Annotated in this window: 23 protein-coding genes; 3 read left to right on the top strand and 20 right to left on the bottom strand. The window is 44.7% G+C overall.

Going from position 1 to position 24,630, the window contains the following annotated elements:
* The first annotated feature begins 182 nt into the window (after window positions 1-182).
* Together PGZ10_RS03120 and aroA are read left to right on the top strand one after the other, a co-directional pair.
* A complete protein-coding gene (locus PGZ10_RS03120; RefSeq protein WP_173826484.1) occupies window positions 183-1,280 on the top strand; it encodes a prephenate dehydrogenase in 1,098 nt (365 codons plus the stop codon).
* A 179-nt stretch (window positions 1,281-1,459) separates the two neighbouring features.
* Window positions 1,460-2,773 carry a 3-phosphoshikimate 1-carboxyvinyltransferase gene (gene aroA / locus PGZ10_RS03115; RefSeq protein WP_270540664.1) on the top strand — a complete coding sequence of 438 codons (1,314 nt, stop codon included), beginning with the start codon at window positions 1,460-1,462 and terminating at the stop codon, window positions 2,771-2,773.
* Window positions 2,774-3,033: 260 nt separating this feature from the next.
* Here the strand turns inward: aroA and PGZ10_RS03110 are convergent, their stop codons facing one another.
* Window positions 3,034-4,386 (bottom strand): MATE family efflux transporter, encoded by a 1,353-nt coding sequence (locus PGZ10_RS03110; RefSeq protein WP_118198734.1) that lies wholly within the window; start codon window positions 4,384-4,386, stop codon window positions 3,034-3,036.
* Window positions 4,387-4,617: 231 nt separating this feature from the next.
* On the opposite strand from PGZ10_RS03110, the gene PGZ10_RS03105 reads away from it, so the two are divergent.
* Entirely contained in the window at window positions 4,618-5,637 is a 1,020-nt protein-coding gene (locus tag PGZ10_RS03105; protein WP_117555825.1) for a M42 family metallopeptidase, read from the top strand.
* A 140-nt stretch (window positions 5,638-5,777) separates the two neighbouring features.
* Here PGZ10_RS03105 and PGZ10_RS03100 read toward each other — a convergent pair whose 3' ends face one another.
* From PGZ10_RS03100 to cobJ, 19 genes are all read right to left on the bottom strand, one after another.
* Window positions 5,778-7,046 (bottom strand): L-cysteine desulfidase family protein, encoded by a 1,269-nt coding sequence (locus tag PGZ10_RS03100; RefSeq protein WP_117822902.1) that lies wholly within the window; start codon window positions 7,044-7,046, stop codon window positions 5,778-5,780.
* 272 nt (window positions 7,047-7,318) lie between these two features.
* Window positions 7,319-8,515: a glycine C-acetyltransferase gene (locus PGZ10_RS03095; RefSeq protein WP_117555821.1), complete on the bottom strand. Its 1,197-nt coding sequence runs from the start codon at window positions 8,513-8,515 to the stop codon at window positions 7,319-7,321.
* Window positions 8,516-8,541: 26 nt separating this feature from the next.
* The gene (gene tdh / locus PGZ10_RS03090; RefSeq protein WP_117555819.1) at window positions 8,542-9,594 is read right to left on the bottom strand and encodes an L-threonine 3-dehydrogenase; all 1,053 of its coding nucleotides are present in this window, start codon (window positions 9,592-9,594) and stop codon (window positions 8,542-8,544) included.
* 271 nt (window positions 9,595-9,865) lie between these two features.
* A complete protein-coding gene (locus PGZ10_RS03085; protein ID WP_181974485.1) occupies window positions 9,866-11,248 on the bottom strand; it encodes an MATE family efflux transporter in 1,383 nt (460 codons plus the stop codon).
* Window positions 11,229-11,729, bottom strand: a complete 501-nt coding sequence (locus tag PGZ10_RS03080; protein ID WP_270540663.1) for a GNAT family N-acetyltransferase — start codon at window positions 11,727-11,729, stop codon at window positions 11,229-11,231. Before PGZ10_RS03080 ends, PGZ10_RS03085 begins: the two co-directional genes overlap by 20 nt.
* A 2-nt stretch (window positions 11,730-11,731) precedes the next feature.
* On the bottom strand, window positions 11,732-12,403 hold the full coding sequence (locus PGZ10_RS03075) for an HAD family hydrolase (RefSeq protein ID WP_270540662.1): 672 nt from the start codon (window positions 12,401-12,403) through the stop codon (window positions 11,732-11,734).
* Between the two features lie 226 nt (window positions 12,404-12,629).
* Window positions 12,630-13,430, bottom strand: coding sequence for an SDR family NAD(P)-dependent oxidoreductase (locus PGZ10_RS03070; RefSeq protein ID WP_044998928.1), 801 nt, complete (start codon window positions 13,428-13,430; stop codon window positions 12,630-12,632).
* A gap of 176 nt (window positions 13,431-13,606) precedes the next feature.
* Complete coding sequence (locus tag PGZ10_RS03065) at window positions 13,607-14,236, bottom strand: precorrin-8X methylmutase (protein ID WP_117555814.1); 630 nt, start codon at window positions 14,234-14,236, stop codon at window positions 13,607-13,609.
* Window positions 14,233-14,634, bottom strand: a complete 402-nt coding sequence (locus PGZ10_RS03060) for a bifunctional adenosylcobinamide kinase/adenosylcobinamide-phosphate guanylyltransferase (RefSeq protein ID WP_117822896.1) — start codon at window positions 14,632-14,634, stop codon at window positions 14,233-14,235. The genes PGZ10_RS03065 and PGZ10_RS03060 overlap by 4 nt, the downstream gene beginning before the upstream one ends.
* Complete coding sequence (locus PGZ10_RS03055; protein ID WP_270540661.1) at window positions 14,540-15,181, bottom strand: bifunctional adenosylcobinamide kinase/adenosylcobinamide-phosphate guanylyltransferase; 642 nt, start codon at window positions 15,179-15,181, stop codon at window positions 14,540-14,542. Before PGZ10_RS03055 ends, PGZ10_RS03060 begins: the two co-directional genes overlap by 95 nt.
* On the bottom strand, window positions 15,169-16,707 hold the full coding sequence (locus PGZ10_RS03050) for a cobyric acid synthase (RefSeq protein WP_270540660.1): 1,539 nt from the start codon (window positions 16,705-16,707) through the stop codon (window positions 15,169-15,171). Before PGZ10_RS03050 ends, PGZ10_RS03055 begins: the two co-directional genes overlap by 13 nt.
* Before the next feature lies 1 nt (window position 16,708).
* Window positions 16,709-17,764: a pyridoxal phosphate-dependent aminotransferase gene (locus tag PGZ10_RS03045; protein ID WP_117555808.1), complete on the bottom strand. Its 1,056-nt coding sequence runs from the start codon at window positions 17,762-17,764 to the stop codon at window positions 16,709-16,711.
* 15 nt (window positions 17,765-17,779) lie between these two features.
* Window positions 17,780-18,742, bottom strand: coding sequence for an adenosylcobinamide-phosphate synthase CbiB (cbiB, locus tag PGZ10_RS03040; protein ID WP_117555806.1), 963 nt, complete (start codon window positions 18,740-18,742; stop codon window positions 17,780-17,782).
* On the bottom strand, window positions 18,739-19,365 hold the full coding sequence (locus tag PGZ10_RS03035; protein WP_117822890.1) for a histidine phosphatase family protein: 627 nt from the start codon (window positions 19,363-19,365) through the stop codon (window positions 18,739-18,741). The genes cbiB and PGZ10_RS03035 overlap by 4 nt, the downstream gene beginning before the upstream one ends.
* 34 nt (window positions 19,366-19,399) lie before the next feature.
* Complete coding sequence (locus tag PGZ10_RS03030; protein WP_270540659.1) at window positions 19,400-20,176, bottom strand: adenosylcobinamide-GDP ribazoletransferase; 777 nt, start codon at window positions 20,174-20,176, stop codon at window positions 19,400-19,402.
* A complete protein-coding gene (cobT, locus tag PGZ10_RS03025) occupies window positions 20,173-21,246 on the bottom strand; it encodes a nicotinate-nucleotide--dimethylbenzimidazole phosphoribosyltransferase (RefSeq protein ID WP_117834379.1) in 1,074 nt (357 codons plus the stop codon). Before cobT ends, PGZ10_RS03030 begins: the two co-directional genes overlap by 4 nt.
* Window positions 21,247-21,292: 46 nt before the next feature.
* On the bottom strand, window positions 21,293-22,675 hold the full coding sequence (locus tag PGZ10_RS03020) for a cobyrinate a,c-diamide synthase (RefSeq protein ID WP_270540658.1): 1,383 nt from the start codon (window positions 22,673-22,675) through the stop codon (window positions 21,293-21,295).
* The gene (gene cbiE, locus PGZ10_RS03015; protein WP_270540656.1) at window positions 22,672-23,892 is read right to left on the bottom strand and encodes a precorrin-6y C5,15-methyltransferase (decarboxylating) subunit CbiE; all 1,221 of its coding nucleotides are present in this window, start codon (window positions 23,890-23,892) and stop codon (window positions 22,672-22,674) included. Before cbiE ends, PGZ10_RS03020 begins: the two co-directional genes overlap by 4 nt.
* A gap of 2 nt (window positions 23,893-23,894) precedes the next feature.
* Window positions 23,895-24,629: a precorrin-3B C(17)-methyltransferase gene (gene cobJ / locus PGZ10_RS03010; RefSeq protein WP_270540699.1), complete on the bottom strand. Its 735-nt coding sequence runs from the start codon at window positions 24,627-24,629 to the stop codon at window positions 23,895-23,897.
* Window position 24,630 lies beyond the last annotated feature (1 nt).

Here is a 24,630-nt window from a genome sequence, read left to right as displayed (position 1 = left end):
TTGCTGCCTCCTTGCTAAAGTTTCTCATGGATATATTGTACTAAACTTTCTATAAAAACACAACTATTTTATAGAATTTCAACAAAAACTTTCACTTTTACACTTTAAAGTATTGCTTTATTGACAGATAGCCTGTTTTCCTATATTATGAAGGGTAGACTATCACGAAAGGACGAAAGATTATGAAACAGAAAAAAATCGGATTTATCGGACTCGGACTCATTGGGGGCTCTATTGCAAAGGCGATCCGGCGATATTATCCGGATTATGAGATTGTCGCTTTCGACAAGAATAGAGAAACTCTGGCACTTGCCACACAAGAATCCATCATCAATGTGGCCTGTACCTCAATCGATGATAATTTCCGAAGCTGCAACTACATCTTCTTATGTGCCCCGGTTGCTTTCAATACTGCATATTTAAAGCAGATGATGCCTTACCTGCATGATGATATGATCCTGACTGACGTCGGAAGTGTCAAAACTCCGATCCATGACGAGATCATCCGGCTGGGACTGGAGGATTACTTTATCGGAGGACACCCGATGGCCGGTTCCGAAAAGAGTGGTTTTGCCAATTCCAAACCAATCCTGATCGAGAACGCTTACTTTGTTCTCACCCCTTCCGCCAAAGTAGCGAAAAAAAAGGTTGATGCATACGCATCCTTCGTAGAATCCTTGCGTGCACTTCCGATCGTACTAGATTATCATGAACACGACATCGTCACCGGCACGATCAGCCACTTGCCACATATCATTGCCGCAAGTCTGGTCAACTTTGTCAGAGACACCGACACCAAGGATGAGCTGATGAAAACCCTCGCCGCCGGCGGCTTTAAGGACATTACGCGAATCGCCTCTTCCTCACCGACCATGTGGGAACATATCTGTGCACAGAATCAGAGTAATATTTCCCAGATCCTTGGAAATTATATCGAAACATTAAATGAAGCGAAAAAACTGGTTGATGCCGGAGACTCCCAGGGAATCTACGATATGTTCGACCATTCCCGGAACTACCGCAATTCCATGCCAAACGGTTCTGCCGGCCCGATCAAGCGTGCATTCGAGATCTACTGTGACATCCCGGATGAAGCCGGTGTGATCGCCACCATTGCGACCATCCTCGCTTCTAATGCACTCAGCATTAAGAACATTGGAATTGTTCATAACCGTGAATTTGAAGAAGGCGTACTCCGCATCGAATTCTATGACAGCATCTCCTGTGAGAAGGCAGTAGCACTTTTGCAGAAGCATCGTTATATTGTTTATGAGCGTTAATAATTAAATGATGATACCAGGGTCAAAAGGTCAGAAAGCCGATGCAAGCTTGCTTGCAAGAGGACTTTTGACACTCACATCATTAAATGCAAGACAGTCCAAAAAATCTTTTCAGAACTTTGTGTAAATTGGTCACAATGCTTGAAAATAGAATTTTACGAATGAGAGGTTACTATATTATGCAAATCCAACCTGTTAAACAGCTTCGCGGGGAAGTATCTGTTCCCGGCGATAAATCCATCTCCCACCGTTCTATTATGTTCGGTGCACTGGCAAAAGGAACTACTGAGATCACACATTTTCTTCACGGTGCCGACTGCCTCTCTACCATCGGCTGCTTTCGTGCCATGGGAATCAATATCGAAGACACACCTGACCGTATCCTGGTTCACGGCAAAGGCCTTCACGGACTTTCCGAACCTTCTTCTTTTTTAGATGTGGGGAACAGCGGAACCACCACAAGACTGATTTCCGGTATTCTTTCCGGTCAGCCGTTTGCCACCACTCTTTCCGGCGATGCTTCTCTGAACTCCCGCCCGATGAAGAGGATCATGGAGCCTCTTGGGATGATGGGCGCTGATATTTTAAGCCAGAATGGGAACGGGTGTGCACCACTTTTGATCAACAGCCTGCTTCCTGCCGGTCAGAATCCATCCCTGCACGCAATCCACTATCACTCAAAAGTAGCTTCTGCTCAGGTTAAATCTTCCGTACTCCTGGCAGGACTTTATGCAGACGGATTAACCCTGGTTACAGAACCTGTACTTTCCCGTAATCATACAGAACTGATGCTGAATGGCTTCGGTGCCAACGTACAGACAGAAGTACATTCTGATGGCAGTGCAACTGCATCTATTCTCCCATGTGAGGAATTATACGGACAGAAGATCCTGGTTCCCGGAGATATTTCTTCTGCTGCTTACTTCATCGCTGCTGCCCTTCTGGTTCCAGGTTCTGAACTTCTGATAAAGAATGTAGGTACTAACCCGACCCGTGCCGGAATCCTTGAAGTATGCAGGGCAATGGGGGCAGACATTACCTATCTAAATGAAAATCGTGACAGTGGTGAACCAACTGCCGATCTTCTTGTACGTACAAGCACTCTTCACGGAACCACCGTAGAAGGTGCAATCATCCCTACACTGATCGATGAGATTCCGATGATTGCAGTGATGGCTGCTTTCGCCGAGGGAACTACGATCATCAGGGATGCTGCCGAATTGAAGGTCAAAGAGACTGACCGTATCAAAACAACTACAGAAGGACTTCTTGCCATGGGCGTTGATGTAACACCAACCGACGACGGCATGATCATCCGTGGCGGTAATCCGGTTCATGGAGGACAGATCAACAGTTATCTGGATCACCGGATCGCAATGGCCTTTTCCATCGCAGCCCTTGCCGCCGAGGGAAATACTGAAATCCAGAATGGTCAGTGTGTAGATGTATCTTATCCTTCATTTTTTACGGAACTTCATTCCCTTTCCCTGTAATTTCACGCAAAAATATAAGAAAGAATGTGCCTCGGCACATTCTCGCGCCGAGTGCGTTGCTGAGCGCCAGTGGCGCTCGTTAAGCAACGACCGAAGCGGAGCGTAGACCGCTTGCGACATTCTTCATCTTCGTGCGAGTGCGCATCTCCGGCACGCAGTGCCTTTTGTTTCATAGGAAGTTCCTTCGGAATCTCCTATGAAACAAAAAAAGAAAGCCGCACACTACATAAGTAGTGTACAGCTTTTTTTTATGCGCCCTGTCACTGTTTCTCTAATCCGTGAATCCAGTCTGTCTTAAGAAACAGAATCAAAAATATCACCGAACTGATAAACCAGGTAAGTGGATATGCCCAGTAGATTACATTGATCACCGGAATAATCCTGATAACAATACTAATATAGGTTACCCGGACTCCGCACCATACAAGCATCATAACAAACATCGGAACAATACTTCTTCCCGCCCCTCTCTGAATTGCTGCCATACAATGCGAAAACGCAAGCAGACAATAGAAAAGAGCGATCGTATGTGCCTCTGCAATTCCATATTCAATTGCTTTTTGATCTCCTCCAAACGCAGCGATCAGGTATGGTGAAAAGAAAAAAACTGCTATTCCGATCACTTCTGCTATCCCGATTCCACAAATGGTTCCAAACAATGCCCCTTTTTTTGCCCGGTCATACTCTTTTGCTCCCAGATTCTGTCCAATAAACGTCGTGAGTGCCTGTGAGAAGCAGGTAACCGGAATAAATCCAAATCCTTCAATTTTGGAATATGACCCACATCCGGCCATTGCCAGAGCCCCAAACTGATTAATATTCGACTGTACAAATACATTTGCAACCGCAATAATGGAATTCTGGATTCCTGCCGGTATTCCGTTTACCACGATCAGCCGCAGCATATTCCCATTCATCCGAAGTTCACGAAAAGATAACCGGAACGCCTCTGGTTCCCTGCGCAGTTTTCTGATACACAGAACCGCACTTAATATCTGTGAAACAATCGTTGCAAAAGCGGCTGCACCTACACCAAATCCTAAGCCTCCGATCAGCACCAGATCCAGAATCACATTCAGACACGCTGAAATGATCAGATAGATGACCGGACTCTTACTGTCACCAAGTGACTGCAAAATCCCCATTCCAAAGTTATAAATTACAAATCCAAGTGAACCTGCAAAATACACTCTGAAATAAACCAGTGATTTCGGCAGTACCTCTTCCGGCGTACCAATCAGTTTTAAAATCTGCGGTGCAAGGATCAACGCGGCAACCGTAAGAAAAATTCCACATACGCCACCAAATGCCAGTGCCGTATGGATTGCTTTTTTCAGCTTCTCATATTCTCCGGCTCCAAAATACCTCGCAATGACAACACCGGCTCCCACGCCAATTCCCCCAAAAAATCCTACCATCAGGAATATCAGATTCCCTGATGAGCTGACAGCTGCAAGTGCATTATTCCCAAGAAAATTTCCCACGATCAGCGAATCCGCCACATTATACAACTGCTGGAATAAATTTCCCCATAGAAGCGGAATCGCAAACATAATAATCTTTTTCGGAATAGATCCCGTTGTCAGTAGATTAGCGTTTGATGTTTCCCCCATAATTAACCTTGTCCTCCTATAATATTTTAAGTCTATTATACTCCTGATACGGTTAATTCACCAGCAAATATATCGGAAGCAATATTTGATTCTTTTTTAATAAATCATAAATCTATTTTTTCATCAATTATTATAACCTTTTTAAATTATCCTTCAATGTATATTGCATTTTCCATCCTCTTCCATTAAACTATTATGATATATACTATAAATTTTTTGGGGGAATTTTCTATGCAAAATTATCTTGAATTTATCGGAAACGAACTGAAAGCTTTAACTTCTATTCCAAGCCCATCCGGTTATACCAAAGATGTGGCTGCATACCTGATGAAGACTTTATCAGATATGGGATATGAACCACAGCTTTCTAACAAAGGCAATGTATTCGTAACGATCGGCGGAGAGGGGAATCCGCTGGTACTTGCAGCACACGTTGATACCCTCGGTGCCATGGTGCGTTCTGTCAAAGCCAATGGAAGACTGCGTCCGACTACTCTCGGTGGACACCAGTGGAGTACCGCTGATGGGGAAAACTGCACGATCCACACACGCGACGGACGCGTTTATACCGGTGTAGTACTAAATACTGAACCTTCTGTTCATGTTGCAGATTCTGCTGTTGAGACAAAAGAAGAAAATATGGAAATCCTTCTGGACGAAAATGTGGACACTAAAGAAGGAACTCTTTCACTTGGCGTACAGCCTGGAGATATCATCGCCATGGACCCGCGTACCCAGATCACACCGAGCGGTTATATCAAAAGCCGTTTCTTAGATGACAAGCTTTCTGCTGCCATCCTTCTCGGTCTGGCAAAATGCGTAAAAGATGAATCTATTGCGCTTTCCCGCAAAGTTTCTCTCCTTTTCACTGTATATGAAGAAGTCGGACACGGCGGAAGTTTTGTTGCCGAAGATACAACAGAGATGATTTCTGTTGACATGGGCTGCGTCGGATCCGATCTCGGATGTACCGAACGCATGGTATCTATTTGCGCAAAAGATTCCGGCGGTCCTTACAACTACGACGTAACATCCGCTCTTGCCGAAACTGCAAAAGAAGAAGGATTGGATTATGCGATCGATGTGTATCCGCATTACGGTTCTGATGTAGAGGCAACTCTTCGGGCAGGATATGATATCCGTCATGGTCTGATTGGCCCTGGGGTGTATGCATCACATAACTATGAAAGATCCCATATGGATGGGGTAAAGAATACGCTTTTGTTGTTGAAGAAGTATATTCAAAAATAAAAAGTATAAATAGCTAACGGTCAAAAATAAAACATCTGCGATATGCATACCGCAGATGTTTTATTTTTTCAATATTAGTCATATTTTTCTTAAGTCCGGTAAATGCAAGTGCCTCTTCTACCAGTTCTTTTCTCTTTTTCTTATCTTGTCATGATCTGGATGATCGTTTTATCCGTCTCACGCATTCCCTTCTTTGCAAGCTCTCCGATATTACGGATCGTGTTTTCTACACCTTTTTCTACAAGTCCGTCTCCGCCATAGAACTGCTTTCCATTTTTCTGCATCTGAAGTCCCAGAAGCCCTGCTTCTACAGCTGATGCGATTTTTGCCGCGCAGCTTGCCTTCGCTCCATCACACACAACACCTGAGTTAATGGCAACTGCATTTACAATTACATGAGAAATCTCATATGCATGTCCGCCATACAGATAACAGATTCCGGCACCTGCACCACATCCTGCACTGATCGCGCCGCAATATGCAGACAGTCTTCCGATTCCTGTCTTCATATGGATTGTGATCAGATTTGACACAACCAGCGCGCGGAGCATCATCTCTTTTGAGACATTCAGCTCTTTTGCATAGACGATCACCGGAAGAGAAGTTGTCATTCCCTGGTTACCGCTTCCCGAATTGATGACAACCGGAAGTTCACATCCGTTCATTCTTGCATCCGATCCGGCCGCTGCCATCGCTTTCGCACGGTTATGTACACTGTTTCCATATGCTTCCATCAAAGTCTTTCCAATGGCAGCCCCCCAGTTTCCTGTCATGCCTTCTTCGGCAATTGCCCAGTTATAATCAATCTGTCTCTGCAGAACTTCCTCTACGTCTGCAACGTCTACGCAGTCTGCGAATTCAATGATCTTCTCCACAGTCAGAAGAGAACGGTCCGTCGCACAGCTGGATCCCTGCTCTTCATATGCTTTTTCTCTGATGATCTCATCATCTTTCTTTACACAGATCACATTGGTGTGAAAACCTGCGATCTCTACGTATCCGCTGTGTCCGCCTGCACATGCCTTGATCTGGATGTCGAAAATATATTCTTTATCGGATTCCCGGATTGTCATCGGCATAGTATCCAGCATCTTTTTCATTTCTACTTTCTGTTCCCCTGTGATCTCTTCCAGAATTTCCAGTTCTTTTTCCGGACATCCGGCTACAATCCCTGCACAGACTGCTGCACCGATTCCGCGAAGTCCTCCTGTGCACGGTACAACGACACTTTTTACATTCTTAATAATATTTGCACTGACATTTACTTCTACAGATTCCGGCTTTTCCCCAAGAGCCTGAACTGCAACTGCTGCCGCGTAAGCTACTGCAATCGGCTCTGTACATCCCATCGCCGGAAGCAGCTCTTCCTTTAAAATTTCCACATATTCATTGTATATTTTTTGTTCCATCTTTTCTCTCCTCTGTCAGATGACACCCCATTCATCTTTTTATTGTTCCCTGTTTATTTTATAGTATTCCTGCCTTTCCCACAAGCTTTTCTCTCCATTTTTTCAGGTTTTACATAATTACCATGATTACATTCCAAAAATATTCTTTTATTTTTATTTAACGCCTCCGAAAATTTTCCTGTAACATTTTTTAGTCAAATTTCTCTGTTATATCATCACAAAATGCCGGGCAACATTTTGTACTGTCCGGCATTTTTCTATCCTGTAGCAATTTATTTTCCAATCTCTTCTCTAGTCTCTTTAAAACATTTGATAATGAAATCAATATCTTCTTTTGTATGGCTCGCGCATACCTGTGTGCGGATTCTTGCTTTTCCTTTCGGTACAACCGGATAAGAGAATGCAACCACATATACCCCTTTTTCCATCATTTTCTTTGCATATTCTCCGGCAAGTCTTTCATCATAAAGCATAACCGGTACACATGGATGGGTTCCTTCGATGATATCAAATCCGTTTTCTACCAGCTGCTTGCGGTAGTATGCGGTTACTTCTTCCAGATGGTCACGAAGCTCGGTGCTTTCTTCCAGCATATTGAACATCTCAATACTTGCTCCTGCGATTGCCGGTGCAAGAGAGTTGGAGAACAGGTACGGACGGCTTCTCTGACGAAGCAGATCGATGATCTCTTTTCTTCCTGATGTATATCCACCGGAAGCCCCACCGAGTGCTTTTCCGAGTGTTCCTGTAATGATATCCACTCTTCCTTCTACGCCACAGTATTCGGAAGTTCCTCTGCCGTGTGCTCCTACAAATCCCACTGCATGGCTGTCATCCACCATAACCAGTGCGTTGTATTTATCAGCAAGATCGCAGACACCTTTTAAGTTACAGATGATTCCATCCATTGAAAATACACCGTCTGTAGCGATCAGTTTGACTCTTGCTCCTGCTGCATCTGCAGCCTGAAGCTGTGCTTCCAGATCTTCCATGTTATTATTTTTATAGCGGTATCTTTTTGCCTTACAAAGACGAACTCCATCAATGATGGAAGCATGGTTCAGTTCATCACTGATCACTGCATCCTCTGCAGTCAGGATTGTTTCAAAAAGTCCACCATTTGCATCAAAGCAGGAAGAATATAAAATCGTATCATCTGTTCCCAGAAATCCGGAAATCTTCTTTTCCAGTTTTTTGTGGATGTCCTGTGTTCCGCAGATAAATCTGACAGAAGCAACCCCATATCCTTTTTCATCATAAGTTTTCTTCGCTGCATCGATCAGTCTCTGATTGTCTCCAAGTCCAAGATAGTTATTGGCACACATATTAAGAAGCTCTCTTCCGTCTTCCATTACAACCTTTGCGCCCTGCGGAGATACGAACGGTGCTTCCCCTTTGAAAAGACCATCTGCTTTGATCTGTTCTACTTCTTTTGTATAAATACTTAAAATATCATTTTTTCTTGCCATTTTATTCTCTCCTTCTTCTGCTTTTCCTAATCGTTAATATGTGCCCAGTCAAGGATCACCTTTCCTGACTGTCCTGAGATCATTGCCTCAAATCCTTTTTCATAATCGCGGATATCAAAATGGTGTGTGATGATCGGTGAAATATCAAGTCCTGCCTGAATCATCGTAGACATCTTATACCAGGTATCCCATACTTTTCTTCCATAAATTCCGCGGATATTCAGCCCATTGAAGATCACCGTCTCAAGATCTACGGTTGCATCCTGTCTCTGCAATCCGAGAAGTGCGATCTTTCCACCATGTTTCATGTTATGGATCATATCAGAAAGTCCCGGCTGGCTTCCGGACATCTCAAGTCCGATATCAAAGCCTTCTGTCATTCCGATCTCATGCATCACATCCGTCAGTTTTTCCTGTGTCAGATTAACGCATCTGGTCGCACCCATTTTTGCTGCCAGATCCAGACGGTACTGGTTCATATCCGTGATTACCACATGTCTTGCTCCTGCAAATTTTGCGATCGCCGCTGCCATGATCCCAATCGGCCCTGCACCTGTGATCAGCACATCTTCACCAAGCATGTCGTAAGATAATGCAGTATGGGTTGCATTTCCAAATGGATCAAAGATCGCATATAATTCTTCATCAATTGCCGGATTGCACGGCCATACATTTGAAGCGGGAATAACCAGATATTCTGCAAACGCACCGTTCCGGTTTACCCCAACACCTTTGGCATCTTTGCAGTTCTCTTTGTGCCCTTCCAGACAGTTTCTGCATTTTCCACAAGTGATATGTCCTTCACCGGATACCAGATCGCCCACCTTGAATCCCTGTACACCTGTACCGACTTCTACAACTTCCCCGACATATTCATGTCCTGCGGTCAGTCCGATCGGAATGGTGTGCTGTGCCCATTCATTCCACTGGTAAATATGTACATCAGTACCACAGATTGCATTTTTATGGATCTTGATCTTTACGTCATTTGGTCCTACTTCAGGAATCGGTACTCTTTTCATCCAGAGTCCCTGTTCCGGTTTTTCCTTTACAAGCGCCCACATTTTATTATCATTCATCTTCATTACCTCCGCATGACACATATGTCCGTTCATTACGGACTTTTTATTATTTTTGTCTTTCTATACTTAGGATACCCTATTTTTCCTCTCTTTTCAATCTATATTTCCGTGATGCACAAACATTTTACATATTCATGTTTTTGTATCAGATACAAGCACATGTGTCTTTCTATTGCAAGCACATTTATTATATATATACAAAAACAGACAGATAAATCTGTCTGTTTTTCACAATGCCCTACTGTCGATTTTCACAATTTCGTTCTGTTTATAACAATCTTTTTTCTTTCTGATGTACCCTTTTTCTCACAAAATAGAAGCACACGACCTGAAGTACAATGGTAATGATCCATGACACCGGATAGGATACAAAAAGTACGGATAAAGATCTGTGGTTCGGAAAAATTCCAAATACCCACACAATTCTTGTTCCCACCGTTCCGATCACTGAAAGCACCATCGGGACTGCTGAATATCCCATTCCACGAAGCGCACCCGGAAACAAATCCATGATCCCACACAGGAAATAAGTGATCGATGTATACGCCAGGATTTCCATTCCGCAGTTGATAACCTTTGGATCTGAAGTATAAACTGTCAGAATCTGCGGTCCGAAGCTATAGGCAAGACCACCAAGCACTGCCGCGATCGATATAGACAGAATCGCACAGTCACGCAGCACCTTATCCATTCGTTTCAGCTTACCCACACCATAATTCTGACTGGTAAAACTCATACATGCCTGGGTGATCGAATTCACTGACATATAAAGGAACCCAAGTATATTGTTCGCTGCTGTATAGCCTGCCATCGCAATCGATCCAAATGAATTAACCGAAGACTGCAACAGTGCATTGGACAAATTGATGACCGTACTCTGGATTCCCGCCGGAACTCCCACCTGGAAAATCTGTTCCATGTAGGCACCATTGATCTTCAGTTTGGAGAAACGAAGCTGATAACTTCCTTCCGACCGGTACAGACAGGTCAGTACCAGCACACAGGAAATCAGCTGTGAAATAATTGTTCCAATTGCAACCCCGGCAACTCCCATATGAAAAAGAATAACCAGTGTCATGTTCAGCGCGGCATTTGCAATTCCGGAAATGATCAGGAAGATCAATGGCCTTTTTGTATCACCGATCGCCCTTAAAATGGCTGCCCCATAGTTATATAACATAAAAAATGGCATTCCCATAAAATAGATCCGCATATATAAGGCAGACTGCCCGATCACATCATCAGGCGTTCCCATAATTTCAAGTGCCCACTTTGCAAGAAGCACCCCGATAACTGCCATCATAATTCCACTGATCAGCGCAAGTGTGATCGAAGTATGTACTGTTTCCGACATCTCCCGGTCTTTGCCCGCTGCATAAAATCTGGCTGCAAGAACATTGGCACCAAGTGAAATTCCGATAAACAAATTCGTAAACACATTTATCAGTGCTGTTGTGGAGCCAACTGCGGCAAGTGCCTGACTCCCGGAGAATCTTCCTACCACGATGATATCCACTGCATTAAACGCAAGCTGCAGAATTCCGGAAACCATAAGCGGCAGCGAAAAAGAGATCAGCTTGTCCATGATGGAGCCGTTGCACATATCAATTTCAAACCTATTTTTTTTCACATTATTCACCCAGCCCTTCATCAAATGTAAGTCTCATCTGATTCCAGACCACGTTTCCATGTATTGATTCTGAGACACCTTCATTTTTGAATCCAAACCTGGCATAATAAGATATCAGCCGGTCCTTGCAGGTAAGGACAAGTCCCTTTCTTCCCTGCTCTTTTGCATCTGTAATCGCTCTTTTGATCAATTCTCCTGCATATCCATGTTTCCGGTAAGACGGCAGCGTATTTACACCAAAAATCATCTGCCAGTCACCTTTTTCATCATGCATTTCCGCTTTTTCATACATTTCGTCTGTCAGATCTTCCTGATTCGTCACCATACCGTCCACGAAGGCGATCAACTTCTCTTCTTCAAACATCAGCCAGAAATGATCTTTATAAAAAGTAAGTCTCTTTTCAAATTCTTCTTCTGTTGCCGCTTCTGCTGCCGGGAAACACGCTGCCTCCACACGGGCAATTTCTTTCAGATCACTCAGATCTGCTGTTCTTATTCTCATCTTTACTCTTCCTCTTTTTCTAATATTTTCAGCATTTTTTCTACATTTTCGCTGGTCCATGCCGGAAATTCCAGTACCGCATCCAGGATATCCTGCCTTCCGGAATCCGGGTTGTGGAACCAGATACATTTCATACCTGCTGCTCTGGCAGCTTCTCCACCGTTGGTTGAATCCTCTACTACCAGACAGTCCTCCGGCTTCATTCCCAGTTTCTCTGCCGTTACAAGGAAGGTATCCGGTGCCGGTTTTGGATGTTCTACATAATCTCCACTCATGACTACTGTAAAATATTTCTCCATATCCAGCGACTTTAATGCATCTTTGATCGCATAAGCCGGAGAGGAAGACGCTACTGCAAGCAGATATCCTTCGTCTTTTAACTGCTTCAATGCTTCTTTGATTCCCGGCATCTCCGGAAATCCTTCCGCCTCTGTAATCTGCGCTTTTTTCTCTTTCATGAGCGCATTCATCTTATCCACATCATCAAAAACCGGTCCATAATTCTCGTTGATCAGATTCATGAAGAATCCACGGGTAGAACCGATACACGGAAGGTAGACCTCATAGTCAAGATCGATTCCGTTCTTCTCTTTTAAAATTTCCTTCCAGCAACGATAGTGTAATGGTTCTGTGTTGATCAGAACACCGTCCATATCAAAAATAACTGCTTTCATATCTTTTTAGCCTCGATTAAATGATTTAAATTTTCTTTCCGTTCTTATTTTGAATGACGTTTTTAAAGATGTCAAGACAGAGAAGCTAAAAAGAATGTGCATCTCCGGCACGCAGTGCCTTTTGTTTCATAGGAAGTTCCTTCGGAATTTCCTATGAAATAAAAAGAGAGCGACTGTACGATTCAAAAAACGCACAGGCACTCTCTTTGGCTTTTATGGATTTTTCTTAAGGTCTCTGTCCCATTCCACCTTCTAAGGTGATCGTCTCTCCGTTCATATATTTGAAATCCGGTGATGCAAGCTGTACGCATGCACGTCCGATTTCTTTTTCTACATCTCCGTAATGTCCAGCCGGCGGCATCTTTACATTTGCCTTAAATGCTTCCGGATAAGCTTTCTGAAAATTCTCAAGCTGTGCTGTCCATGCGAGCGGGCATACGATATTGACATTGATTCCGTCTGGTCCCCACTCTGTTGCAGCGACTCTGGAAAGTCCACGAATCCCTTCTTTTGCCGCTGCGTATGCGCACTGCCCGTAATTTCCGAAAAGTCCGGCGCCTGAAGCAAAATTGATAACAGATCCCTTTGTCTCTTTCAGGTACGGATAGCATGCCTGCATATAATAGAATACCGCATATACGCCGGAATACATTGCCAGATTGAACTGGTCTGTTGTATGATCTGCGATCGTAACACCGGATGCAGATGCCTGTGCATTATTGATCAGGACATCAATTCTTCCGAATGTGTCGATTGCCTGCTTTACTACGTTCTGTACTGTTGCTTCATTATCAGCCCCCGCGCTGACATCAGCCTGTACAGGTAATACTTTGATGCCATAGAGTCTCTCAAGTTCTTCTTTGGCATCTTCGAGTTTCTTTACATTACGCCCGGTAATTACCAGATTCGCTCCTTCTTTTGCGTAAGCTGTTGCAATTCCATATCCAATAGATCCGCAGCTTCCATCACTTAATACGGCTCTTCCGCCGCCTGTGATAATTGCAGTCTTTCCTGTTAAAAATCCCATAATCAATTTCTCCTTCCTGCTGTCCTTCAACTAGCATACAATTATAATAGCAGAGTTCAGGTCGGAATTCAATACGGAATTGTGTCTATTTTCTGACAATATAGTTATTTTTTTAATTATCGCAAATACAGTTAGAATACAAAAACCTCATTGGACAAGGGTAGTTTATTATATATCTACAACATATATAATAGTGCATTGCAGATGCATGCAGCGATATTGCTGCCACCTTTTCTGCCTCTTGCTACGATATATGGCGTGTCTTTCAGTGAAAGGATTAACTCTTTAGACTGGACGACATTTACGAATCCTACAGGAACTCCGATGACAAGTTCCGGGGTTAATTTGCCATCCTGGATCAGTTCATAGAGTCTTACAAGGGCTGTCGGGGCATTTCCGATGGCAAATATGATTTTTTTATCAAGAGCGGCTGCTTTTTCCATGCTTGCCACGGCACGCGTGGTTCCGTTCTTTTTGGCAGTTTCTGCTACATCTTCATCGGACATGAAGCAAAGAACTTCGCCTCCGTATTCTGCAAGCTTCCGTTTGTTGATACCTGCTTTTCCCATCTGGGTATCGGTTACAATGACTGCACCATTCCGGATGGCATCCAGCGCTTTTTCTACTGCACCTTCTGAAAACATCAGGTTCTTGGCATAATCAAAATCTGCGCTTGTATGGATACAGCGTTTGACGATCGGTTCTGTTCCTGGGATCAGATGCGTATCTCCCAGTTCTTCTGTTATGATCTCAAAACTGCGTTTTTCTATTTCTGCAGGTTTTACATTTTCCAGTTCTATCTTCACTTGGTATCTCCTCCTTTGATCGTCACACCGATCCCGCATACTACCCGGTCTACCTGATCTGAATTTGCCGCAAGTACGGTACAGATCCTTCCGGTCAGTTCCCTGTATCTGCGCTCAAATGCGTCTATCGGAACCAGGCCATAGCCGATCTCCTGTGTCACAATTACAATATCCGGACACTTTTTTGTTAGTTTCGATGCGAAATCAATTGCTTCTTTTTCCGACCAGTTTTCTTTTTTTATCATGCTCTGGATATATTTTTCAAAATGAAAGACTCCTTCTGCCGCAAAAATATTATCTCCTTCACATAGTTCCCCATCCGTCCAATGAATGTATGGGTTCTGCTTTTTTGCATACGCAAGCTTCCCCTGGTATGCACCGCCGATTATCATTTTCATGTTTTATGTCTTTCCTTTCAACCGGAATTCCGTACACAACTTCTGTCACCAGATCTGCCATCTCTCCCATCCGAAGATTTATGTTTCCGAGAAGCTTCAGATATTTTTCCATCTCCGGATTGTCTGTCATGCTGTCTGAAAACACTTCATTTGTAACAACTACCAGATCATCACTGGCCTTTTGCAGCTTATGGATTCCTGCCAGAATGGACTCTTCTGCATTTTCACCTGCTCCTGACGGATCGTACATTTCATTTGCCACAAGATTGGACATACATTCCAGAAGAACACTTCCTGTCTCTTTTGTCTGCAGGACTTCCGCAGCTTTTTTAAGATCCGTATAGCATTCGATCGTTTCAAACCCTTTGCCTGCACGAAGTCTTCTGTGACGTGCAATTTTCTCTTCCGTTTCCTTCCCGAAAGGCATCATAGTTGCTATATAGTAGCGTTTTTTGTTTCTTTTTGAATGGCTGGCATACTCCATAAGCTTCTGCTCTGCATATTCGGATTTGCCACTTCCACTGCCACCTGTGATCAGATGAAACATTCTGCTGCATTTCCCTTCTCGATAATCTCATATATTTTCTTCATATCCATATTCTCACGAACTGCATTTGCAAGAATCTGATACTGCTTCTCTTTGTAAGCATGGTAGTCCATGGAGTGCATGGCTTCCTCGCCGTATCCTTTTTCTTTCAGAAGTGCCCCGATCAGTGCATCCGCTACTTCCCGGTCATCAAAAATCCCATGTACATAGCAGCCGTACACATTCTTCTTCTGCGCTCCGTCCCACCGGCTCTCATCTGTCACCTGATCACAGATCTGTACCAGCATCTTATGATCTGCAGCATCTTTATCTGAAAAAATAGTTTCTCCCATATGGATCTCATATCCATCCAGCTTTGCACCGGACATTGCTTTTAAGATTCCGGTAACTTCTCCGAACTTTCCGGTAACACGGGTTCTTCTCTTGGTATTTTCAAATACAGTAACGGCAGGAAGCAGCCCCATCGCTTTTATGGTTCCACCACGTTCTACCCCTTCCGGATCACAGATCTCTTCTCCCAGCATCTGGTAACCGCCACAGATACCAAATACCGGTTTCCCTGATGAGGCATGGCGCAGCACTTTCCCTTCCAGTCCGCTCTGACGAAGCCACAACAGGTCTTCCATCGTATTTTTACTTCCCGGCAAAATTACCAGATCCGGATTCCCGAAATCTCCTGCCTTTGACACATACCGGAGAGAAACTTCTTCCCTGCATTCCAGTACTGCAAAATCTGTGAAATTAGAAATACGCGGCAGACGGATCACTGCAATATCCAGAAGTGCCGCCTTTTCTTTCCGGTCAAACCTTTCTGACAGACTATCCTCATCATCAATATCCGCATAAATATATGGCATCACGCCACATACCGGTATCTTTGTCCGCTCCTCCAGCATCCTGATACCTGGCTCCAGAATTTTTACATCCCCACGGAACTTATTGATCACCGTACCTTTGATTCTTGCCCGCTCTTTTTCTTCCAGCAACATAACCGTCCCGACGATCTGCGCAAACACACCACCACGGTCAATGTCTCCTACAAGAAGAACCGGTGCATCCACCAGCTCAGCAAGTCCCATGTTGACAATATCATTCTGCTTAAGGTTTATTTCTGCCGGACTTCCCGCACCTTCTATGACAATCACATCATACTTTTCATCCAGTTTATGATAAGCTTCTAAAATAGCCGGAATATATTCTTTCTTTTTACGGAAGTATTCCATCGCCGGCATGACTCCCGCAACTTCTCCGTTTACAATTACCTGACTTCCTACATCGGAGGTCGGTTTCAAAAGAATCGGGTTCATATAAACTTCCGGCTGGATCATGGCAGCTTCTGCCTGCATGACCTGTGCGCGTCCCATTTCCAGACCATCTGCCGTGATAAAAGAATTGAGTGCCATGTTCTGTGACTTAAATGGTGCAACCCTGATTCCATCTTCCTTTAAAACACGACAGAGCCCTCCCGCAAGAAGGCTCTTTCCAACATTTGACATGGTTCCCTGAATCATAATCGACTTTGCCATATTAAAATTCTCCCTGACCTGCATAGAGGATTTCTCCCAGCGCATCGATCAGCTTCTGGTTGTCTCCTCTCTGCCGCATACAAACACGATAATATCCTTCTCCGAGACCTTTGTAATTGCTGCAATCCCGAATCAGGATCTTCTGTTTTTTCAGTTTCTCATATAAATTTATACCGCTTCGCATCAGAATGAAATTGGCATCTGACGGATAATGGGTAATTCCCAGCTTGTTCAGTTCATTTTCCATCCAGATTCTTTCACGGTTCGTAAAATCACAGGTCCGTTTCACACGCATCCCCTCTTTTAAAGATGCCATGCCTGCCACCTGTGCCGGTATCGATACACTCCATGGCTGTCTGGACTGTTCCATCTTCTCCAGAAATTCCATATCCGAAGTAACGGCATACCCGATACGGATTCCCGGAATCGCGTGCATCTTAGTCAGTGAACGGAGGATAAATAACGTTCTCCATCTCTTAGTATCTGCAAGAATGGATGCCGTAGCTGCATTTTCCGCGAAATCAATAAAACATTCATCCAACACCATCCGGATTCCGTAAGTCTCGCATCTTGCAAGAATCTTCCAAAGCATACTCCGGTCGATCAGCTTTCCGGTCGGATTATCCGGTGAACATAAAAATACCATATCGATATCTTCATTCAGAAGATCCAGAAAATCTTCTTCCAGCTGAAACCCAGTCGCTTCTCTTTTCTTATAATAACAGATCTCGCACCCGGTCGCACGCAGTGCCTGTTCGTATTCCGCAAATGCAGGAACCGGTATCAGCGCCTTCCTTGGGCAGTCCGCAAGCACTGCCGTAAAAATCAGATCCGCCGCCCCATTTCCACAGATAATATGCTCAGCCGGAACTTCCAGTCTTTTCGCCAGAGCACTTTTCAGTTTCCTGCAACTGGCATCCGGATAATTTCCAATCTGGTCCATTGACTTTCTTGCCGCTTCCACTACAGCTCTTCCAGGTCCGAACGGATTCAGATTCACGGAAAAATCTGTCATTCCTTTGTGTGTATAAATATCTCCACCATGTACATATTCCATAACCTTTTATTCCCCTTACATCAGTATCATACAATATTTCAGTAATCCAAAGACAAGAAGTGTCAGAAGTGCTGCTCCGTCCATCAGATTTCCGGCTCTTAAAATATCTTTCGGCTCGATAGGACGCACATCATCTCCAATTGTCTCTTTCGGATATAATTTTCCAAAATAATAGGCATCTCCGGCAAGCTGCACCTGAAGTGCACCTGCACATACCGCTTCTGTCTGTGCGGAATTCGGGCTGGCATGCTTTCGCCTGTCTCTTTTCCAGACTGCCCACGCCCTTTTATAATCCATCCTGAAGATCCATGCACTTGCGATCATCAGAAGTGCTGATATCCTGGACGGAATATAATTCCATACATCATCCATTTTAGCCGCAAACCGACCAAAATGTAAATACTTTTCATTCTTATATCCTACCATAGAATCCATTGTATTAACAGCCTTATAAAAAAATCCAAGTGGTGCCCCACCGATCAACATAAAAATGAGCGGTGCGATCACTCCGTCTGATGTATTTTCGGCTACCGTTTCTACCGCTGCCTTTGTCACTCCGGCCTCAGAAAGATTTCCGGTATCCCGCCCTACGATCATCGATACCGCATGTCTTGCCCCCTCCAGGTTATGGTTTACGAGCTGTACATAAACCTTCCGGCTTTCATCTTTCAGGCACTTTCCGGCAAGAAGCTGATAACACCAGAAGGTTTCCAGTGCAAATCGAAGCCAGAAGCTGACCTTTCCGGCAAGATACAAAAGTCCCCACGGAATTCCGACGGATACCATAACCACACCAAACCACAGAATCCCCCCTGCGATTCTCTCTTTTCTTTCCTCATTTTTGCAAAATCCGCGCAACCATTTTTCCAGCCTCGAAATCCACTTTCCAATGATCCGCACCGGATGATAGAGCCATACCGGATCTCCGAAAACCGCATCCAATGCCATTCCTGCTATACATGCCATCAAAGAACTCATATCTCCTCAATCTCCTCAAACTGTCTGTTTCCCTGCTGCCATTTTTCTTCCTCAATTTGAAAATGAAAACCTTTTCCGTTTTTCACCTGCCAGTGGTAAAATTCTTTCTTTTCCGGATCAAATGCTTCCATCACCGACATGATCGTTCCCCCATGAACCACAAAGGCAATCTTCTTCCTTTTTCCCTTTATCATCTTTTCCATCATCTCTTCAAATCCGCAAACACATCGTTTCCGGAACTCCATCGGATCTTCTCCTCCCGGAAATGCCTTTGTACCTCCAGAATCAATCCAGCTCTGATACTTTGGATTCCCAGTCAGCTCCTGATAATTCTTCCCCTCAAAAAGCCCAAAATCGCATTCCCTCATCTTATCACAGACAACCTGCTCCGCTCCCGGGAAAAGAATCTCTGCCGTCTGCCTGCACCTCCTGAGCGGACTGACAATCACAAGCTCCGGCTCCCACTTCGCACGTCCATTTTTCTTCCCGTATCGTCTGTTTTCTTCTTTTTTCAGAATATACTCCGGAACGCACTCTGTTTTTATTTCTTCATCCGTCACCCCTATATACCGTTTTTCCAAATTCCCTTCCGTCGCAAAATGCCGAATCAGTCTGACTTCCATCTTCTATATGTCTCCTCTTCCTTTCCCTGCTTTTTCATTGGATTCCCTGCACAATCAATCCCCCGACTAATAATGCCAGCTCACAAATCTGCAGAAAGTATCCCGCCAGATCCCCGGTAACGCCTCCAAACTGTTTCCTGCTCATCCGGTAATAATATCCAAATACTGCTCCTGCAATTATAAGAAGTACCACCATACCAACCGGCGAGCAGATATACAAATATCCTGCCACCAGGATCAGGTATACGATCATTGTGAACCTTACTGCCTTTTTCTGTGCTCCATCCTGGAAAGTCTTCACAAGACCGCTTCCTCTTGCTGCCGGAAATGTCACTACAGCAAGCCCACTGAGTGCTCTTGAAATTACATATCCTGCTGCTACTACAGGAAGCATCTCCGTCCGGATTTCACTCCATACGCCAAGGCTTCCGGTAAAATAACAGCAGATTCCGATGACCGCAAAAGCACCGTTATGCGAATCTTTCAGGATTTCCAGTTTCTTTTCTTTATCTCCCCAGGATCCAAGTGCGTCCATCGTATCCATAAATCCATCCAGATGGATTCCTCCACTTACAAAAACCGGTATCAATGTCATGACCGCAGCAAACATCAATCTTCCACTGTGTACTTTTGAAAAAATATTTCCATCAAGAAACATTCCTGCCAGATAAATGATTGCTCCGGTCACAACACCGATCAGCGGAAAAAAACACATCGTATATTTCATATTTTCCTTGTTCCACTCAATGCGCGGCATCGGTATTTTGGAATACATAGAAAACGCAATGATCATCGGTTCTAAAAACTTCATCTTTCTTCCTTCCCATCCAGTACTTCATACTGCTCTACGTGAATATCATCAAAAGTTCCCATTTTGCGGTACACCTGAAGTCCCATCTCAAGAAGCGGCATCGCTGCCACTGCTCCTGTTCCTTCCCCCAGACACATACCACATGTGAGAAATGGTTTTTTTTCTAAAGCATCTAAAATCTTTCTTGACGCAGGTTCATCAGACAAATGGGATGGTAAAATATATCCTGCACATTCCGGAACCATCCGTACCGCCACAAGTGCAGCCACTGCAGAAATAAAGCCATCTATCAGCACCGGAATCCGGTAGATCGCCCCACCAAGATATACACCTGCAAGTCCTGCTATGTCAAGTCCTCCAACCTTGGAAAGTACATCGATCGCATCTGTCTTATCCGGCTGCATCCGCTCAACCGCTTCCCGGATGACCTGTACCTTCTTTCGCAGACCTTTTTTCGTCAGACCTGCCCCCTTTCCTGTCATGACCTTCGGATCCTCTCCGAGCAATACAGAGGCAACCGCACTGCTGGTCGTTGTATTTCCAATCCCCATTTCACCTGTCGCAAGAATTTCGTATCCCGCTTCGGCACACTTCTTTACCATCTGAATTCCAACTTCTATCGCCTCAACTGCCTCTTCTCTTGTCATCGCCGCTTCTTTTGCAAAATTGTGTGTGCCATACATCACTTTGTATTCTTTCTTTGTCACAGACGGCACATCTGTTGCCATCCCTACATCCACCGGGAAAAGATCTACCTTTGCCTCTTCTGCCATGATGCAGACGCTTGTCTCTCCTCTTGTAAAATTATCCGCCACGATTGCCGTTACTTCCTGACCGGTCTGTGTCACGCCTTCTTCTACCACACCGTTGTCCGCGCACATAATGATCAGCCCGCGCTTTCGCAGTTCAAAATCTGAAGTCCCCTTAATCCCGGCAATCTGGATCACCGCATCCTCCAGACTTCCCAGGCTAAACAGTGGCTTCCCTACCGTCATCCAGTGAGCCCGCGCCTCTTCCATTGCATTTTCATCAAGTGGTTTTATTTTCTCTTTCCATCTGGTCTCTTCCATCTGTAAGTCTAATCTCCTGTCTTTTCGATTTGTCTTTGTCAGCTTTTTACTTGCTTCTGTAGGTTCTACACGCTTCTACAAAGCGTTTGGCCACTTTGGGGTTGGAATAAAAGTATAAATGCGGAAATCCCGCAAACAAATTCCCCTTCATATGAACAGCCTGCCATTTTCTCACACCATCCGGCTTTACGGCAAGTGTATCCTCTCCGTTTTCCGTAGAATCCCAATAATGGAACTCATGCGCCCGGATCTTCTCTCCCTTTTTCATATACACTCCGTTCATTTCCGCAGTCAGCTCAAGGTATCCGAATCTGGTAAGTCGCCCTTTTTTGATCCCTTTTCCCGGAAGTGCCCCCACCATCGGATAGTGCTTTCCATCTTCCCCTTCCAGCTCTTCTGTCAAATATAAAAATCCTCCACATTCCGCAATACATGGAATTCCATTTTCAATCTGCTTTCTTACATCTTTTCGCATAGCTCTGTTTTCTGCCAGATGTTTCGCACAAAGTTCCGGATATCCACCACCAAATAAAAGTCCGTCTAAATGTTCCGGAAGCCTTGTATCCTCCAAAGGACTAAACGGAATGATCTCACATCCAAGCTCTTTTAAAAGCTCCATATTATCCTTATAATAGAAACAAAAGGCCAAGTCACGCGCTACGCCGATACGCACTTTTCGTCCGGCTGCTTCCTGTTTTGCCTTCACCGGATGATACTCCATTTCTTTTGCTTCCCAGGCAATTTTCAGCACCGATTCCATATCGAGTGTCTCTGTCAGAATCTCTGCTGCCCGGTCAATCTGTTTTTTCAGGTTCCCTATTTCCTCCGGAAGCATCAGTCCCAGATGCCGACTCTCCAGATGAAAAGCATCCTCCTCCGGCACATAACCAACCACCTGAACCTGGAATCCCATTGTCTGCAATCCCTCTTCGATCATCTTCTTCATCTTCGGATACAGCATCGGGGAAATCCGGTTCAGAATGATTCCCCGGATATTACTGTCATTCCGGTATTCAATCATTCCCTTCAATACTGCCAGGATTGTCGATGCCATACCTCTTGCCGGAACAACCAGGATTACCGGAAGTCCCAGGGTTCTCGCAACGTCATAAGTACTTGCCTGATCCGAATCCAGACTGATCCCGTCATAGTACCCCATCACACCTTCTGTCACCACAAGCTCCGCGCCTTCCGCATGATGCATAAACCGCTCTTTCAAGCGCTCCCGGTCACAAAAATACAGATCCAGGTTCTCGGAATCAATTCCCAGCACCTCCCGGTGAAACATAGGATCAATATAATCCGGTCCGCATTTGCAGGCGCGTACCTTCTTTCCGGCATTTTTAAATGCTTTCATCATTGCCATTGTCACCGCTGTCTTTCCACTCCCACTGGCAGATGCCGCGATTACAATTCCGGGAATTTTCATTCTGTATCTCCTCCGTCTGAAATAATATAAATCGGATTTAACCCGGTCATCATGTGATATCTTCCAAGTTTCTTTGACTTTGCCACATTCAGTTGTATGATTTCCGGATCTGCAAGCAGTCCTTCCTCCATCGCCTCCATCGCTTCCTTCACGGTTTCCAGCGAAATTGCATTAATCACGATACGGACGTCCGGATTTTTTTTCTTTATGCACTGAATAATTTCTTTTAACTGTCCTGTACTGCCTCCGATAAAAGCATGGGTCGGCATTTCCAGTGCTTCCAGTGCTTCCGGTGCAACTCCTTCTATCACCTGAATCTGGTCTATCCGGAATTTCTGCATATTCTTCCTGATCAGCTCTGCACCCTCCGGATTCTTCTCTATTGCATAAACGCGGAGATTCTCTCCCTGAAGAGCAGCCTCTATAGACACCGAACCGGTTCCGGCCCCCACATCATATATTACTGCATTCTTTGTAAGCTTCAATTTTGCAATGCTGACTGTCCGCACTTCTTCCTTCGTCATCGGAACACTTCCACGGATCAGCTCCTCATCTGCAAGATGAATTCCTGTTCTCTTTTCCGGCTTTGGATTCTCGATCAGAATAGTGGTAAGATCACCAAAATCTTCTGCCTGAAGCTCGTTTCCTTTTTTGATCACAATCTCTTCATCCGGATAAGACAAATGATTTCCAACCCAAACGGTTACTTGTTCCAGATGGTAATATTTCAGTTTTTCGCAGATCTCTTTTCCCGCACTTTTTCCAAGGATCAGAAATGTCTTTTCATGGTTTGCAACTGCATAGATAAAATTCTGACTTCTTCCATGCATGCTGATGATCTTCGCATCCTCCCAGCTCTTTCCGACCCTTGCCGCAAGATAGATTACCGAGGAAATTCCCGGAAAAATCTGCACTTCATATCCGTCTTTTTTCAGAATATCCGCCAGCTTTTTTGCCCCGCTGTAAAATCCGGTATCCCCGGAAAACAGCACCGTACATCTGGTCTTTTTCTCCTGCTCATCCAGGATCGCTCTGATCTTTTCCGGCAGATACTCTGCATAGCAGCATTTCTTTTTTTCCCGGAATCCTTCCAGCATCCGCATGGCTCCGATCAGCACATCACTTTCCGCAATGATCTTTCTGACCTCTTCCGTAAGCGTTCCTTTACTTCCCATCCCGATTCCGACAAGATTTACCCGGCATTTTCGGTTTTCCACAGTTATTCCTCCAATCGATAGCCTCTCGGTGTCACCATTTTCCCATCCACATTTCTCGTCTGGCTGTTGCCGATATAAACGGTTGTAAACATATCGACCTCCGTATCCTTCAGCTCAGAAAGTGTCAGAATATGTGCATCTTCGCCTTCACGTCCGATGTTCCGCACATAACCGCAGACTGTATCCGGGCTCTGGTACTCCAGAATGTACTCGCATGCCTTTTTCAGGTAATCTGCCCGTTTCCGGCTGGACGGATTATACAGACAGATTACAAAATCCGCCATCGCAGCTCCGCGGATCCTCTTTTCAATTTTCTCCCACGGTGTCAGAAGATCACTCAGACTGATCACTGCAAAATCATGCATCAGAGGTGCACCAAGAACTGCCGCTCCGCCATTTGCCGCCGTGATTCCCGGCACGACCTCCAGCTCCACCTCCGGGTAGCCCTGTCCCATCTCATAGAGCAGACCTGCCATTCCGTAAATTCCGGCATCCCCACTGCATACCATAGCTACCGTTCTTCCTTTCATTGCCTCATCCATTGCCATCTCACAGCGGACCACTTCCTGCCGCATTGGTGTGGAAAGGTACTTTTTATCCGGAAATCTTTCCCGTATCAGTCCTGTATATACGGTATATCCGATAACAACCTCACTTTTTTCCAGTGCCGTGGACGCCTGGTATGTCATTTCTTTCTCAGCACCCGGTCCAAGACCGATTACATAGACTTTTCCAATT

It is taken from the genome of Coprococcus sp. AF102-57, assembly GCF_027686195.1.
GTDB classification, from domain to species: Bacteria; Bacillota; Clostridia; order Lachnospirales; family Lachnospiraceae; genus Allocoprococcus; species Allocoprococcus comes.
This window is presented reverse-complemented; position numbering and strand designations above follow the sequence as displayed.

Bases quoted from the DNA above. Each gene is read 5' to 3' on its own strand.
- PGZ10_RS03095 (WP_117555821.1), bottom strand. From the start codon at position 8,515: ATGGCAAGAAAAAATGATATTTTAAGTATTTATACAAAAGAAGTAGAA.
- PGZ10_RS03105 (WP_117555825.1), top strand. From the start codon at position 4,618: ATGCAAAATTATCTTGAATTTATCGGAAACGAACTGAAAGCTTTAACT.
- cbiB (WP_117555806.1), bottom strand. From the start codon at position 18,742: ATGAGTTCTTTGATGGCATGTATAGCAGGAATGGCATTGGATGCGGTT.
- tdh (WP_117555819.1), bottom strand. From the start codon at position 9,594: ATGAATGATAATAAAATGTGGGCGCTTGTAAAGGAAAAACCGGAACAG.
- PGZ10_RS03085 (WP_181974485.1), bottom strand. From the start codon at position 11,248: ATGAAGGGCTGGGTGAATAATGTGAAAAAAAATAGGTTTGAAATTGAT.
- PGZ10_RS03080 (WP_270540663.1), bottom strand. From the start codon at position 11,729: ATGAGAATAAGAACAGCAGATCTGAGTGATCTGAAAGAAATTGCCCGT.
- PGZ10_RS03030 (WP_270540659.1), bottom strand. From the start codon at position 20,176: ATGAAGTTTTTAGAACCGATGATCATTGCGTTTTCTATGTATTCCAAA.
- aroA (WP_270540664.1), top strand. From the start codon at position 1,460: ATGCAAATCCAACCTGTTAAACAGCTTCGCGGGGAAGTATCTGTTCCC.
- PGZ10_RS03075 (WP_270540662.1), bottom strand. From the start codon at position 12,403: ATGAAAGCAGTTATTTTTGATATGGACGGTGTTCTGATCAACACAGAA.
- PGZ10_RS03070 (WP_044998928.1), bottom strand. From the start codon at position 13,430: ATGGGATTTTTAACAGGAAAGACTGCAATTATCACAGGCGGCGGAAGA.
- PGZ10_RS03020 (WP_270540658.1), bottom strand. From the start codon at position 22,675: ATGAAAATTCCCGGAATTGTAATCGCGGCATCTGCCAGTGGGAGTGGA.
- cobT (WP_117834379.1), bottom strand. From the start codon at position 21,246: ATGGAAGAGACCAGATGGAAAGAGAAAATAAAACCACTTGATGAAAAT.
- PGZ10_RS03050 (WP_270540660.1), bottom strand. From the start codon at position 16,707: ATGGCAAAGTCGATTATGATTCAGGGAACCATGTCAAATGTTGGAAAG.
- PGZ10_RS03060 (WP_117822896.1), bottom strand. From the start codon at position 14,634: ATGAAAATGATAATCGGCGGTGCATACCAGGGGAAGCTTGCGTATGCA.
- PGZ10_RS03035 (WP_117822890.1), bottom strand. From the start codon at position 19,365: ATGGAAGTCAGACTGATTCGGCATTTTGCGACGGAAGGGAATTTGGAA.
- PGZ10_RS03100 (WP_117822902.1), bottom strand. From the start codon at position 7,046: ATGGAACAAAAAATATACAATGAATATGTGGAAATTTTAAAGGAAGAG.
- PGZ10_RS03110 (WP_118198734.1), bottom strand. From the start codon at position 4,386: ATGGGGGAAACATCAAACGCTAATCTACTGACAACGGGATCTATTCCG.
- PGZ10_RS03055 (WP_270540661.1), bottom strand. From the start codon at position 15,181: ATGTTTCATCTGATCACAGGTGGCAGTGGAAGTGGCAAATCCGAATAT.
- PGZ10_RS03045 (WP_117555808.1), bottom strand. From the start codon at position 17,764: ATGGAATATGTACATGGTGGAGATATTTATACACACAAAGGAATGACA.
- PGZ10_RS03120 (WP_173826484.1), top strand. From the start codon at position 183: ATGAAACAGAAAAAAATCGGATTTATCGGACTCGGACTCATTGGGGGC.